Source organism: Halorussus limi, assembly GCF_023238205.1.
GTDB lineage: Archaea > Halobacteriota > Halobacteria > Halobacteriales > Haladaptataceae > Halorussus > Halorussus limi.
Window position 1 is genome coordinate 240,114 of record NZ_CP096659.1, and the last position, 12,263, is coordinate 252,376.

Here is a 12,263-nt window from a genome sequence, read left to right on the forward strand (position 1 = left end):
CTGTCTCGTCCATGCTCGGGCCGCGTCTTTAAGATTACCTATCCGCGCATGAACTCCGAGAGCTTCTCGGTGAGACCGCCGCCGCCCCCGAGTTTCAGGTAGTAGGCGTCGCCGCCGTCCTCGTAGTAGTTCTCGATGTGGCGGTCCACCTCGAAGCCCAGATGCTCGTAGAAGCCGAGCGCGTTCCGATTGCTCGCTCGCGCGTGGCAGGTGACGCTGTCGTGGTTCTCCGCTACCTGTCCCACGAGTCGCTTGCCGACTCCTTCGCCGCGGAACTCGGGCGAGACCGCCAGAAAGAGGATGTAGCCGTCGCGCCGGACCGCCGCGAACCCCATCAGTCGCTCGTCGCCGCCCTCCTTGCTGACCAGGAGGTAGACCGTCGAGCGTCGGTAGGCGTCGGTGAAAAAGCCCTTGCGCTGCTTGAGCACGTCTTCCTCGTGGCGGATGCGCTCTTTGAGCTTCCACGCCGCCTCGACGTAGCTGTCGTCGCCGGGGCGAGCGATTTCGGTATCGACGTTGACGCTCACTAGATTGGGGTAAGCCCGTGGGCAATATAATTCCACCGCCCCCGGGTCGCGGTGGCGACCGGCGCGCGCCGGGGAGGGGTTCGCGACCCGAGTGAACGGGCACCGCGAACGAGTGCGCGCCGCGGAAGGGCGAGACATTTCCCGCGCGACCTCCGAGAGCGAGACATGAGCTACGAACTCCGCGACCACACCGCGGACGTCGCTGTGGCGGCGACCGGGCCGACTCTCGACGCCGTCGTCGCCGCCGCGGGCGACGGAATGGCCGCCGCGATGTGCGACGAGATTCCCGAGACGGGCGGCGAGCGATTCGACGTCTCGGTCGAAGCCGAGAACCGCGAGGCGCTCCTGTTCGACTACCTCGACCGACTCATCTACGAGCGCGACGTGCGGGCGGTCCTGCCCGTGGACAACGAGGCCGAGATTCGAGCGAGAGACGAGGGGTTCGTCTTGACCGGGAGCGCCCGCGGCGTCCCGCTCGGCGACGTGGAGGCCCGCGAAATCAAGGCCGTTACCTACTCCGACATGGAACTGGTCGAGACCGACGACGGGTGGCGGGCCTACGTCGTCCTCGACGTATGAACACTTACGGCGCGACGTGACGTTGGTGGACGCATGAACTGGCGACGAGTGACGCCGCTGGTCGTGCTGGCGACGCTCCTCTCGGTTTCCGGGACCGCGAGCGCTCACGTCCGCTACGTCGTGGACAGCGCCGAAGACGTGGCGAACGCGCTCCGGTTCCTCCTCGACGTTCTCTCGGACCCGTTCAACGCCGCGCTGGTCGGCGGCGGCGCACTCGCTGTCGCCGTCGCCGCGCTCGCGTACCTCCGGTTCCGGCCCGCGGCCCGGGACCTCGCGGTCCTGCGCCGGACGCTGTCGGGCTACGACGACCTCGTGCCGTGGATGCTCAGGCTCTCGGTGGGCCTTCCGCTGGTCGGCGCCGGCTTCGCGGGCTACTTCTTCACGCCGCTCGTGACCGCCGACCTGCGGGTGTTACAGGTCGCGGTCGGCTTCCTCCTGCTGTTCGGACTGGCCACGCGGGTCGTGGCGCTGGTCGGCCTGCTGGCGTATCTGGCGGGGCTGGTCGCCGAACCGGCGCTGGTGTTGTCCAGCGAGTACGTCGGCGGCTTTCTGGCCATCGCGCTGCTGGGCGGCGGCCGACCGAGCGCCGACCACATGCTCCAGCGGGTCGCCGAGGACGAGCGGACGCTGTACGGTCGGTTCGACCCGGTTCACCGCGTGGCGTCGTGGCTACACGCCCGGACCGACCCCTACCGGGAGTACGCGCCGACGCTGGTTCGACTGGCGCTCGGGTTCAACTTCTTCTATCTGGGGTTCACCCAGAAGCTGTTCGCGCCCGGCCCGGCGCTCGCAGTGGTCGAGAAGTACGACCTCACGGCCGTCGTTCCGGTGGACCCGGGACTGTGGGTCGTCGGAGCGGGACTCACCGAGATGGCGGTCGGGGTCGCGCTGTTCGTCGGCCTCTTCACCCGCGCGACGGCGGCGACGGCGTTCACCATGCTGACGCTCACGCTGTTCGGACTGCCCGACGACCCGGTGCTGGCTCACGTGACCCTCTTCGGGATGGTGTCGATGCTGTTCATCACGGGGTCGGGTCCGCTCGCGGCCGACGAGCGGCTTCGGGCGGCCGCGTTTGGTGAGAGGTCACGCACGGGGGCGGATGGCGAAACGTCTTCGGCGTCCGAGCCGAACCAACGAGTATGACAACCGACGACGCGAGCGACACCTACGACGCGGGCGACGTCACGCTCCACAAGGTCCGTGACTACGTCTGGGAGATTCCCCGAGATGGCGAGATGCGCGTCCCGGCGCGGGTGCTGGCCAGCGAGAGCCTGCTCGACCAGATAGCCGACGACAAGACGCTCGAACAGCTCAAAAACTCGACGCACCTGCCGGGCGTCCGGAAGTACAACGTCTGCATGCCCGACGGCCATCAGGGCTACGGCTTCCCGGTCGGCGGCGTGGCCGGAATCGACGCCGAGGAGGGCTGTATCTCGCCGGGGGCGGTCGGCTACGACATCAACTGCGGCGTCCGGATGATGAAGACGAACCTCTCCTACGAGGACGTGCAGGGCCGCGAGGAGGAGCTTTTGGACGCCCTGTTCGCGAACGTTCCGTCGGGCCTCGGCGGCGGCGGCATCGTCGAGGGCGACATGGACGCCGTGGAGGCCATCCTCGACCGCGGGATGGAGTGGGCGCTCGAAGAGGGATGGGCAGTCGAGGAAGACTTGGCTCACTGCGAGGACGAGGGCGTGCGCCACGACAGCGACCCCGCGAAAGTGTCTCAGAAGGCGAAAGACAGGGGGAAGAACCAAATCGGGAGCCTCGGGTCGGGCAACCACTTCCTCGAAGTCCAGCGCGTGACCGACACGTATCTCGACGACGTGGCCGACGCCTACGGACTGGAGGAGGGTCAAATCGTCGTCCTCATCCACTGCGGGAGCCGCGGACTCGGCCATCAGGTCTGTAGCGACTACCTCCGGGACATCGAGAAGGCCCACGCCGGGATGCTCTCGCAACTCCCGGACAAGGAACTCGCGGCCGCGCCCGCCGGGAGCCAACTCGCCGAGGACTACTACGACGCGATGTGCGCGTGCATCAACTTCGCGTGGGTGAACCGACAACTCATCATGCACCGCACGCGGCAGGTGTTCGAGAAGGTGTTCGACTCGGACTGGGAGTCGCTGGGCATGGACCTGCTCTACGACGTGTCCCACAACATCGCCAAGAAGGAGACCCACACGGTGGAGGACGGAGAGGAGCGCGAACTCTACGTCCACCGGAAGGGCGCGACCAGAGCCTTCCCCGCGGGCCACGAGGAGGTCCCCGGCGCGTACCTCGACGTGGGCCAGCCGATCATCATCCCCGGGAGCATGGGCGCGGGGAGCTACGTCCTCCGGGGCGGCGAGGACTCGATGGACCTGACCTTCGGGTCGACGGCCCACGGCGCGGGCCGGACGATGAGTCGGACGCAGGCCAAGCAGGACTACTGGGGCGGCGACGTGCAGGACGAACTGGAGCAGGAACATATCTACGTCAAGGCTCAGAGCGGTGCCACGGTGGCCGAGGAAGCGCCGGGCGTCTACAAGGACGTGGACGAAGTCGTCCGGGTCTCGGACGCGCTGGGCATCGGCGACAAGGTTGCCCGGACGTTCCCCGTCTGTAACATCAAGGGGTAGCTCGGACGCCGGTTCTCGTCGGTATCGGAGTCGCGGACAGCGTCTGGGTTTCGAGCGGCTATCAGCGTGACATGGGAGTGGCGCAATTCGGGGCGCTCGTCTGTCTCCTCGGCATCTGCCTCGACCTGTTCGCCGTGTTGGAAGTCGCCGAGAGCTGAGACGTTCGGCCCGCGATAGTTTGAAGCCCGAATCGAACGTCCCTTCGAGGGATGAGTCTCGTCAGCGCCGTCCTCGTTTTCGTCGTCGGGTTCGTCTCGGGCACCGTGGTCCGATGGGTCGCGGGCCTCGCGGCAGTCGTCGCGCTCGCGTTAGTCGTCCTCGGGCTTGCCACGCCCGAAATCGGTCTCGTGAACGAAGTCGTCGACCGGTACTACCTCGGCAACGAACTGCTGTTCATCTCCGGGTTCCTGTTCGGCATCGACGCCGAGAGGACGAGGGAGGTGGTAGTCGAGCGCCGGGAGTGAGTCGCGGTCGGGAGTCCGCGAACCGGACAACGACAAGACATTTACCCGCCGTCCGCACACTCCGGGACATGGACTCCCCGCGACGGCGTGCCCTCCTCGGAGCCGTCGGACTGGCCGCGGTCGGGACAGGTGCGGGATGCCTCCGGACCGACACTCGGGAGTCGGAGACTACCACCCGACCCACCGCTGGCAGGACGACATCCGCCACGACCGACGAGACCGAAGCCAGACCCGCGGTAACCGACGAGACCGACCGGACCACCGGGAAGCGAAAGCGCACGGACGACCTCTTTCTGACGAACCGGCTGTCGGACGACCGACTCCTCGACCTGCGCGTGACGCGTCGAACGAACGGTTCCGACGAGCGCCTGCTTTCTCGGCGGTACGAGGTCCCGGCCGGTTCGGCGCTCGAACTCTCGAACCTCGTCGTGGCCGGGAACACCTACGACGTCGAAACGCGACTGCCCGGCGGCGAATGGCGGGCGTTCGCGTGGGCCGTGACGGACTGCTCGGAGTACGGCACGCCCACGCAGGAACCGCGAACGCCCGAGGACGACCCGACCCTCAACACTGACGCGATGGCCGGATGCGCGACGCTGGCATCGAGTTTCTCCGCAACGAGTGCGACGGCATCGCGTTCTCGCGGGACGCCGCCGCTCCAGCCAGCGAGTACGTCGTGCGGGACCACCTCACCACGACGAAGTCCGGTTGAGGTTCAGTAGAGGCAGTGACCGGCGGCCGAGAGTGAGGCGAGCAGGTCGCGTCTGGAGGGCACGCTCGGAGCGAGACGGTGCCGCAAGAAGAAAATCTCGATTCGTTTTCAATTCCCAGCGAGTCCATAAGTTATAGATATTATTTTCTAATCCATCGTGTTTCTAACCCTATGGATTTATGTACCCATAGCACGTAGTGCGAAGTACGCATGAACTACTACGACCTCATCCTCGGCCTGATTCCGCTCGCTCTCCTCGGTCTCACCGCCCTCCTCACGACCGTCGGCGTGGGCCTCACGGCCGCCGTCCCGGTCGCTGGCGCGGTCTCGGTCGGGATGATCGGTCACGCGATGTTCGTCCGGACCCCGACCGACGCTCTCGGGACCGACGCCTCCGCGACTTCGGCCGTCCGCCAGTAAACCGGCCGTCCGCTCTCTCGCTTTTCCTTTCCGCTCTTTTCGGCGCCCTCTCTCGTCGCTCTCGTTTCTTCAAACAGTCCGACCACTTCGACGTGCGTCGGCCGCCCGTCTGACGAATTTATTTGTGTACGTGCTTCGGTGGATTCTCAATATGCATCAGGACCACCTCGACATGGAGTCGGTCACGCTCGAACTCGACGAGGAGGAACTCGACCGCATCGACGACATCGCGTTCGCCGACCACCGGGACAACCGCGAGGCCGCGATACGCGAACTCCTCGACGAGTGGCTGAAAGCGCAAAAGTCGGAGGATTCGGGCGGGGAATCGTGAGCTACGGTTTGAAGTCGAATCGCGGGCCGTCGTCTTCGTCCTCCGACTCGGCTATCGCGGGACCGTCCACCGTCGGCGGCACGAACGACCGGTCCTTCGGATCCACCTCCTCGCCGTCCTCGTACTTCACGAAACTCAGGTAGTAGAGTTCGCCACAGCCCTCGCCTTCGGTCTCGTCGGCCCCGCAGACGATTTCCACGCCGTCGGCGTCTTCTCGCGGGTTGCGAGACGGCCCTGCCGTCTCGTTCGAGGCGGTTTCACCGCCTCGCCGCCCGCTCGAATGGTCCGCGGAACTTCGTTCCGCGCTATCTTCGAAGCCGTCGTACGCGTCGGCGTACTCCCATCCGTCGAGCGGGTAGGGCGTCACGCACTTGTCGGCGAGGTAGCCCTCGCGTTCGAGCGCGGCGATGGCTCCGCACCGCGGGCAGTAGTACCGAACCTCGGTCATGGGTGGTCGTTCGGGCGGCGTCTACTTTCGACTGTCGCCGAGGTGCGTTCGACGTTCGGTTCTCGCTCGCGGGACTCCGGTGGCCGGTCTTAGAAGCGAGCGACCGCCGACTCCGAATCCCCTGACTCACCGTCTCGCGGCCCGAGAAGCAAGACCTTTGGCCCGCGGCGGAGACGGTTCGGGTATGATAGACGAGACGGTCGAGGAGATTCGGGAGATGCAGACCCATAGCTCCTCCGTCGTCGCCGTGAAGGCCGCCCGGGCGCTGGAGGACCTGCGCGACCGCGAGTTCGCCTCGGTCGAGGACTTCGAGCGCGACCTCGAACGCAACTCGTCGGCGCTCCGGCGGGCGAACCCCTCCCACGCCTCGCTGGTGACGACCCAGCGCGCCATCGTCTCGATGGTCGAGGACGCCGACGCGGGGACGGTCGAGGAGGCGACGGCCGCGCTCGACGCCGCGGTCGAACAGGTTGTCGAGCAGGTCGAGACCGCCAAGCGCCGGGCCGCCGAGAACGCGATGGACTTCGTGGAGGACGGCGCGACCATCCTGACACACGACTACTCCTCGACGGTGCTGGAGGCCATCGAACGGGCGGTCTCGGACGGTCGGTACGTCACGGTGTACGTCACGGAGGCCCGGCCGCGCTACCTCGGGCGCAAGACCGCTCGCGCCCTCGCGGAGATGGACCGCGTGGACGCCCACCTCCTCGTGGACGGAGCCTCCGGCCACTACCTCCCCGAGTGCGACCGCGTGCTGCTGGGGATGGACTGCATCGTCGACGACACCCTCTACAACCGCATCGGAACCTTCCCGCTGGCCGCGACCGCGGACAACCTCGACGTTCCGGTCACGGTCGTCGGGTCCTCCGCGAAGTTGGTCGGCGAGGGCTTCCGGTTCGAGAACGACTTCCGGTCGCCCAGCGAGGTCCTGCTCGAACCCGCCGAGGGCTTCTCGGTGGAGAACCCCGCCTACGACGCGACCCCGACCGACCTGCTCGACGCCGTGGTCACCGACGAGGGCATCCGGGAGTTCTGAAGCGAACTCGCGGGGCGCGGGCCAGTAGGCCGAAGGACCGCCCCGTCGTCGGTCGTGTCCATGGACCCGAGAGGGCGACTCGCCCACAACCTCACCGCGGAGTCGGAGGCCTACGGCTACACCCTGACCATCTGGGGGTCCGGCGCGATGCTCATCTACAAAGTTCAGACGCCGGACCTGTTTCACATCCTCCTCCTCGCGTTCGGTGCGATTCTCGGGTTCGCGGTCCTCGGGGCGTTCGCCTTCCAACAGATGGTCCGGGAACCAGAACAGGGAGACACTCCGTTGGTCGTCACCTCGATGGTGCATCTGGTCTCGACGCTCGGCAATCTCGTCGTGGCCTATCTGTTGGTCCGGTTCGTCGTGTCCCACTCGACGCCGCGGTGGCTGGCCTTCCCCCTCGTAGGATTTCAGGCGACCGTCCTCTACAACGTCTTGCTCCTGCTGGAGGACTTCCTCTCGGAGCGGTTGGTCGAGGATACCCGGTTCGGCGAGGACGTGGACGACGTGGAAGAAGTGGAGTGAGCGGTCCGTAACTCGCTTCGCCTGCTCCGTCCCGCGCTACGCCACCGAAACCCACTCGCCGCGCTCGTCGCTCTCCTGAATCGCCGCGAGGACCCGCTGGACCGCGAGACCGTCCTCGAAGTCGGGACGGTAGTCGCCGCCTCCGCTTCCCGACGACTCCGACGCCGCGCTATCGACGGCGCTCAGGAACTCGTAGTTCTCGTGGACGAAGGTGTGTTCCCACCCGAGGACGTGGCCCGGCGGCCACCAGTGGTCGAGGTACGGGTCGTCCTCGTCGGTCACCAGAATCGTCTCGTAGCCCCGGTTCCCCTCGCGCAGGACCTCCAACTCGTTCAGCCGTTCGAGCGAGAACCGGAGGCTTCCCTCGGAGCCGTGAATCTCGATGGTGTGGTCGTTCTTGTGCCCGTCGGCGAACCGCGACGCCTCGAACGTCGCCATCGCGCCGCCCTCTAGTTCGGCCTGCGCGGAGTAGGCGTCGTCCACCGTCACCGGCCGGGTCTCGTTCTCGCCTTCCACGGGACGCTCGTCCACGAACGTCCGGAGGTGCCCGCTCACGCGCTCTACGTCGCCCACGAGGAAGCGCGCGAGGTCGATGGTGTGAGCGCCCAAGTCGCCGAGCGCTCCGCTCCCGGCCATCTCCTCGCTGTTGCGCCACGACCACGGGGCCTCGGGGTCCACCAGCCAGTCCTGTAGGTACTGACCACGGAAGTGCCGGATTTCCCCGATTTCACCGTCCTCGACGAGGTTCTTCGCGTACCGGAGCGCCGGGACGAACCGGTAGTTGAACGCGGTGGCGGTCGGCACCCCGGCCGACTCGGCGGCCTCGGCCATGCGCTCGGCGCTCTCTAAGTCGTTGGCCAGCGGCTTCTCGGAGAGGACCGGCGTGCCCGCTTCGAGGGCGGCGACGGCGGGGTCGGCGTGGACGTGGTTCGGGCCGAGGTTGTAGAAGGCGTCCACCTCGCCGACCACGTCCTCCCAATCGGTCGCCGTGTTCTCGAATCCGAGGCGGTCGGCCGCGTCCGCGAGGGCGTCCTCGTCGCGGCCGACGAGGACGTGGCGCTCGACTTCGGGCGCGTCCGGGAAGAACATCGGAAGCCGAGCCATCGCGTTCGCGTGGGCTTTTCCCATGAATCGGTAGCCGAGAACTCCGACCTTGAGCGTCATGTGGTCGGGGTACTCGGGGGAGACGCTTAACGTTTCAGGGAATCGCCCGGTTCGGGTCGTCCGCTCGGAGGGGACTCACCCCGGGTCTTCCTCGGCGAGGACGGACTCGACCGCCGAGGCGAGTTCCTTGAACAGGTCCATCTCCATCTCGTCGGTGGTCACGAACGCGCCGTGGTCGCCGACGATGACCCGGGTCAGGTAGCCCCGCTCGAACACGCGGATGTTGAACCGATATCCGCCGAGTTCGGTGTCCTGATACACCGCCTGCGTCCGGAAGCCGAGTCGCTCGTTGTCCGCGAACCCCACGAGGTCCGCGTCGGCGTCGAGGTCCTCGCGGAGGTAGAGTTGCTCCTCGGCGTCCTCGGTGAAGTAGGTCACGCTCCGGAGTTCGTCGCCGACGGACGTTCGGGTGGCGCTGACGAGTTGGTCGCTGAGGTCGTCTGAGACTGTTTCCCCCATGGTCGCCACGTCGACCCACAGCAGGAAAAGTTCTATTGGCGGTCGCCGGGGTTCGGGAATCGACCGCGGTAGTTTAGAGGACCGGGACGGCGACCGGTTACGCCCAGTAGGCTTCGCCGGGTTGCTCGCGGAAGACCGCGCGCTGGAGCAGGTTGACCGCCTTTTCGAGACCCTCGTTGGAACTGGTCAGCGAGTCCTCGTGTTCGATGGAGAGCGCGCCGTCGTAACCCACCATCCGGAGGGTCGAGACGACGTCCTTCCAGTGTTCCTCGCCGTGGCCGTAGCCGACCGACCGGAACAGCCACGAGCGGTCGGCCTCCTCGTCGTACGGCGTCGTGTCGAGGACGCCTTTAGTGCGCGCTTCGGCGTCGTAGACCTTGGTGTCCTTGGCGTGGAAGTGGTGGATGGCGTCGCGCTCGCCCAAGAATCGGATGGCGTCGGTCACGTCGATGCCTTGCCAGTAGAGGTGACTCGGGTCGAAGTTCGCGCCGACGTGTTCGTTGGTCTCTTCGCGCAGGCGGGCCATCCCCGATGGTTCGTACACCAGCATGTTGGGATGCATCTCGATGGCGATATCGACACCGTGGTCGGCCGCGTGGGAGGCGAGGTCTGACCAGTACGGAATGGCGACTTCTTCCCACTGGTAGTCGTGGGCGTCGGCGTGTTCGCCCGGCCACGGTGCCGTCACCCAGTTCGGCGTCTCGTCGTTCGGACTGCCAGCAGGAAGTCCCGAGAAACACGTGACCGTGTTCACGTCCAGTTGGTCGGCGAGTTCGATAGCCTCCCGGAGTTCGGTGTCCGCCTCCTCTGCAATTTCTTCGTCGGGATGAAGCGGGTTGTTGTGCGTCGCCAGCGCCGAGATTCGCATCTCGTACTCGTCGAGCAGGTCGAACAGGTGGTTCTGTGCCTCGTCGTCGTTCAGGTACTCCTCTCGCGGCAGGTGAGAGTCCCCCGGGTGGCCGCCGCACCCGAGTTCGACCGCGTCCACGCCGATGCCGTGGAGGTACGCCATGGCGTCCTCTAGCGATTTCCCGCCGAGCGGAACCGTGAGTACACCGATGTCCATACCTCGACCACCACGGACGCATTGAATAAGATTACGGGAGTCCCGGACCGCGACGTGCCCCCGTCCCGCGGAAACACCCGGGACTCGAACCCCCGCCCCGCTCGAACGCGTCGGCGACGCCTACTCCTCGGCCAACTGCACGTCGAGGCGGTCTTCGAGCGCCTCTATCAGCGTGCCGCCGACGTTGGCCTGATTCGCCCGGCCCTGTTCGACCGCCAGCAGGTCGTTCTCGGCCGCGTCGAGTTCCTCGGCGAGTTCGTCTCGCTGGAGGCCCTCGTCCTGTCGGGCCTGCTCGACCACGTCGCCGTAGTTCGAGACGAGATACGGGAGCGGGTCGTCGTCGTAGTTGGTTCCCTCCTCCTCCCAGTGGCGCGAGTCGCCGTCGTAGACGCCGCTGGCCTTGGCGGCGTTCTGGGCCGCCTTCCGCTTGCGGTCGCGTTCCTCGTCACCGTCGGACTTCGTCTGCTGGTTGTCGTTGTGCGAGGAGGCGCAGTCCGAACAGACCTGCAACTGCGCGCCGGCCACGTTGGCCTCGGTCAGCGACTCGCTCGACGTGCCACAGAGTTCGCACGAGTCGCCGCCACCACTGCCGGACGACCCGCCGGTCGAATACTTAGCCATATGCGAACCAGTAGGGACACGAAGCATTTGAATACCCCGCTTGCCAGTCGGAGCGACCGGTTCCGTTCCGCTCTCGACAGACCGGCGAGGCCCAAACACTCTTTTCGGTGTGCCAACAACACTCTGAACAATGGCGGACCACTCGACCGAACCCCCGACCGACGACTCGGCGCGGGTCGACGCGGTGTTCGGTGCCGTCTCGAATCCCCGACGCCGCTACGCGCTCTACTACCTCTCCGACCGGGGCGCGACCGACGTCGAGACGCTGTCGACCGTCGTCGCGGGGTGGGCGCGGACGCGCGCGGACCCGTCCGCGGTGGTGACGCCCGAGGACCGCGAGGACGTGCGGGTGTCGCTCCACCACACGCACCTGCCGCGACTCGAACGCGAGGGGTTCGTCCGCTACGACCGCGAGACGGGTGAAGTCGAACTCGCAGAGATGCCGGACCTGCTCGAAACCGTGCTGACGCGCTCGCTCGACCAGCGACGGCGCGAGACCGGACCGGGGTCCCGGCGGAGTTCCGACTGGCACGACTCCAAGACCGATGACGCTCCGTGAATTTCTCGACGGGGTCGCCTCGTCGGGCAGAGCCGTCACGATATTCGCACCCCGGCCCTGCGAGTCCGTCGAGACGTACTTCGAGAGTCGGAACGTGACCGTCGAGTACGAACCGATTCCCGACGACGGTTCCGGAGGGTTCGTCGTCCTGAACGTGGACGGCGAGTTCGCCGGAAGCGCGAGCATGGAAGCGGTTCGCCACCTCGTCTCGCCGACCGACGCGGACCTCGAACCCGGTGCGAACGAGGCACTCCGCGTGACGCTGGACCTCCTCGCCGAGACCACCTTCGTCGCGTTCGAGAAGCGCAATCTGCTCGCGGCCACCCGCGAGTTCGAGGACCGCGCCTACCGAGTAGGCCACGGTACGCTCCGGGCCGGCTTTCAGTCGTCCGCGGCATTAGAGTCTCAGCACGACGTGTACGCCGCGTTGAGTACAGAGAGTCTCCTCGACGTTCACATCTACGGCGACCTCGACTGGGAACCCGACCTGCCGGGCGCGACGATTCACGCCGAGGACGACGGCGAACTCGGAGCGTTCTGGTTCGTGGTCTTCGACGGCGGCGACGAGGAGCGACAGGCCTGCGCGCTCCTCGCCGAGGAGGCCGAGGAGAACCCCGGTTCCTTCCACGGCTTCTGGACCTACGACACCGAACTGGTCGCCGACATCGACGCGTATCTGGAACGGACGTACGGCTGAGACCCGGCGCTCGGTCGGCGTAGCATCGCGCGTCCGA

Annotated in this window: 17 protein-coding genes; 11 read left to right on the forward strand and 6 right to left on the reverse strand. The window is 66.7% G+C overall.

What is annotated here, in order from left to right:
- Positions 1-38: 38 nt before the first annotated feature.
- Positions 39-527: a GNAT family N-acetyltransferase gene (locus tag M0R89_RS01205; RefSeq protein ID WP_248650747.1), complete on the reverse strand. Its 489-nt coding sequence runs from the start codon at positions 525-527 to the stop codon at positions 39-41.
- A 165-nt stretch (positions 528-692) separates the two neighbouring features.
- Between M0R89_RS01205 and M0R89_RS01210 the strand changes: the two genes are divergently transcribed.
- The 7 genes from M0R89_RS01210 to M0R89_RS01240 all read left to right on the forward strand — a co-directional run bounded on the left by M0R89_RS01210 (position 693) and on the right by M0R89_RS01240 (position 5,651).
- Entirely contained in the window at positions 693-1,106 is a 414-nt protein-coding gene (locus M0R89_RS01210) for an archease (protein WP_248650748.1), read from the forward strand.
- A 33-nt stretch (positions 1,107-1,139) separates the two neighbouring features.
- The gene (locus M0R89_RS01215) at positions 1,140-2,249 is read left to right on the forward strand and encodes a DoxX family protein (RefSeq protein WP_248650749.1); all 1,110 of its coding nucleotides are present in this window, start codon (positions 1,140-1,142) and stop codon (positions 2,247-2,249) included.
- A complete protein-coding gene (locus tag M0R89_RS01220; RefSeq protein ID WP_248650750.1) occupies positions 2,246-3,724 on the forward strand; it encodes an RtcB family protein in 1,479 nt (492 codons plus the stop codon). Before M0R89_RS01215 ends, M0R89_RS01220 begins: the two co-directional genes overlap by 4 nt.
- A gap of 209 nt (positions 3,725-3,933) precedes the next feature.
- Positions 3,934-4,188, forward strand: coding sequence for a hypothetical protein (locus M0R89_RS01225; RefSeq protein WP_248650751.1), 255 nt, complete (start codon positions 3,934-3,936; stop codon positions 4,186-4,188).
- Between the two features lie 68 nt (positions 4,189-4,256).
- Complete coding sequence (locus tag M0R89_RS01230) at positions 4,257-4,910, forward strand: hypothetical protein (RefSeq protein WP_248650752.1); 654 nt, start codon at positions 4,257-4,259, stop codon at positions 4,908-4,910.
- A gap of 200 nt (positions 4,911-5,110) precedes the next feature.
- On the forward strand, positions 5,111-5,320 hold the full coding sequence (locus M0R89_RS01235) for a DUF8015 family protein (protein ID WP_248650753.1): 210 nt from the start codon (positions 5,111-5,113) through the stop codon (positions 5,318-5,320).
- A gap of 151 nt (positions 5,321-5,471) precedes the next feature.
- A complete protein-coding gene (locus M0R89_RS01240) occupies positions 5,472-5,651 on the forward strand; it encodes a ribbon-helix-helix protein, CopG family (RefSeq protein WP_248650754.1) in 180 nt (59 codons plus the stop codon).
- Position 5,652: 1 nt separating this feature from the next.
- Here the strand turns inward: M0R89_RS01240 and M0R89_RS01245 are convergent, their stop codons facing one another.
- Entirely contained in the window at positions 5,653-6,099 is a 447-nt protein-coding gene (locus tag M0R89_RS01245; RefSeq protein WP_248650755.1) for a DUF7969 family protein, read from the reverse strand.
- 184 nt (positions 6,100-6,283) lie between these two features.
- Here M0R89_RS01245 and M0R89_RS01250 point away from each other — a divergent pair, with 184 nt between their 5' ends.
- Together M0R89_RS01250 and M0R89_RS01255 are read left to right on the forward strand one after the other, a co-directional pair.
- Positions 6,284-7,135 (forward strand): eIF2B alpha/beta/delta subunit family protein, encoded by an 852-nt coding sequence (locus tag M0R89_RS01250; protein ID WP_248650756.1) that lies wholly within the window; start codon positions 6,284-6,286, stop codon positions 7,133-7,135.
- Positions 7,136-7,195: 60 nt separating this feature from the next.
- Entirely contained in the window at positions 7,196-7,660 is a 465-nt protein-coding gene (locus M0R89_RS01255; RefSeq protein WP_248650757.1) for a hypothetical protein, read from the forward strand.
- 36 nt (positions 7,661-7,696) lie between these two features.
- Here M0R89_RS01255 and M0R89_RS01260 read toward each other — a convergent pair whose 3' ends face one another.
- The 4 genes from M0R89_RS01260 to M0R89_RS01275 form a co-directional block, all read right to left on the reverse strand.
- Positions 7,697-8,824, reverse strand: a complete 1,128-nt coding sequence (locus M0R89_RS01260; RefSeq protein WP_248650758.1) for a Gfo/Idh/MocA family protein — start codon at positions 8,822-8,824, stop codon at positions 7,697-7,699.
- Between the two features lie 75 nt (positions 8,825-8,899).
- Entirely contained in the window at positions 8,900-9,283 is a 384-nt protein-coding gene (locus M0R89_RS01265) for a DUF7522 family protein (RefSeq protein WP_248650759.1), read from the reverse strand.
- Between the two features lie 97 nt (positions 9,284-9,380).
- A complete protein-coding gene (locus M0R89_RS01270; protein WP_248650760.1) occupies positions 9,381-10,349 on the reverse strand; it encodes a sugar phosphate isomerase/epimerase family protein in 969 nt (322 codons plus the stop codon).
- Positions 10,350-10,469: 120 nt separating this feature from the next.
- Positions 10,470-10,970 (reverse strand): helix-turn-helix domain-containing protein, encoded by a 501-nt coding sequence (locus M0R89_RS01275; RefSeq protein WP_248650761.1) that lies wholly within the window; start codon positions 10,968-10,970, stop codon positions 10,470-10,472.
- A 130-nt stretch (positions 10,971-11,100) separates the two neighbouring features.
- Between M0R89_RS01275 and M0R89_RS01280 the strand changes: the two genes are divergently transcribed.
- Positions 11,101-11,529 (forward strand): DUF7344 domain-containing protein, encoded by a 429-nt coding sequence (locus tag M0R89_RS01280; RefSeq protein WP_248650762.1) that lies wholly within the window; start codon positions 11,101-11,103, stop codon positions 11,527-11,529.
- Positions 11,516-12,226: a DICT sensory domain-containing protein gene (locus M0R89_RS01285; RefSeq protein ID WP_248650763.1), complete on the forward strand. Its 711-nt coding sequence runs from the start codon at positions 11,516-11,518 to the stop codon at positions 12,224-12,226. The genes M0R89_RS01280 and M0R89_RS01285 overlap by 14 nt, the downstream gene beginning before the upstream one ends.
- Positions 12,227-12,263 lie beyond the last annotated feature (37 nt).

Coding starts and splice junctions, on each gene's coding strand:
- M0R89_RS01210 (WP_248650748.1), top strand. CDS start 693: ATGAGCTACGAACTCCGCGACCACACCGCGGACGTCGCTGTGGCGGCG.
- M0R89_RS01215 (WP_248650749.1), top strand. CDS start 1,140: ATGAACTGGCGACGAGTGACGCCGCTGGTCGTGCTGGCGACGCTCCTC.
- M0R89_RS01220 (WP_248650750.1), top strand. CDS start 2,246: ATGACAACCGACGACGCGAGCGACACCTACGACGCGGGCGACGTCACG.
- M0R89_RS01225 (WP_248650751.1), top strand. CDS start 3,934: ATGAGTCTCGTCAGCGCCGTCCTCGTTTTCGTCGTCGGGTTCGTCTCG.
- M0R89_RS01230 (WP_248650752.1), top strand. CDS start 4,257: ATGGACTCCCCGCGACGGCGTGCCCTCCTCGGAGCCGTCGGACTGGCC.
- M0R89_RS01235 (WP_248650753.1), top strand. CDS start 5,111: ATGAACTACTACGACCTCATCCTCGGCCTGATTCCGCTCGCTCTCCTC.
- M0R89_RS01240 (WP_248650754.1), top strand. CDS start 5,472: ATGCATCAGGACCACCTCGACATGGAGTCGGTCACGCTCGAACTCGAC.
- M0R89_RS01245 (WP_248650755.1), bottom strand. CDS start 6,099: ATGACCGAGGTTCGGTACTACTGCCCGCGGTGCGGAGCCATCGCCGCG.
- M0R89_RS01250 (WP_248650756.1), top strand. CDS start 6,284: ATGATAGACGAGACGGTCGAGGAGATTCGGGAGATGCAGACCCATAGC.
- M0R89_RS01255 (WP_248650757.1), top strand. CDS start 7,196: ATGGACCCGAGAGGGCGACTCGCCCACAACCTCACCGCGGAGTCGGAG.
- M0R89_RS01260 (WP_248650758.1), bottom strand. CDS start 8,824: ATGACGCTCAAGGTCGGAGTTCTCGGCTACCGATTCATGGGAAAAGCC.
- M0R89_RS01265 (WP_248650759.1), bottom strand. CDS start 9,283: ATGGGGGAAACAGTCTCAGACGACCTCAGCGACCAACTCGTCAGCGCC.
- M0R89_RS01270 (WP_248650760.1), bottom strand. CDS start 10,349: ATGGACATCGGTGTACTCACGGTTCCGCTCGGCGGGAAATCGCTAGAG.
- M0R89_RS01275 (WP_248650761.1), bottom strand. CDS start 10,970: ATGGCTAAGTATTCGACCGGCGGGTCGTCCGGCAGTGGTGGCGGCGAC.
- M0R89_RS01280 (WP_248650762.1), top strand. CDS start 11,101: ATGGCGGACCACTCGACCGAACCCCCGACCGACGACTCGGCGCGGGTC.
- M0R89_RS01285 (WP_248650763.1), top strand. CDS start 11,516: ATGACGCTCCGTGAATTTCTCGACGGGGTCGCCTCGTCGGGCAGAGCC.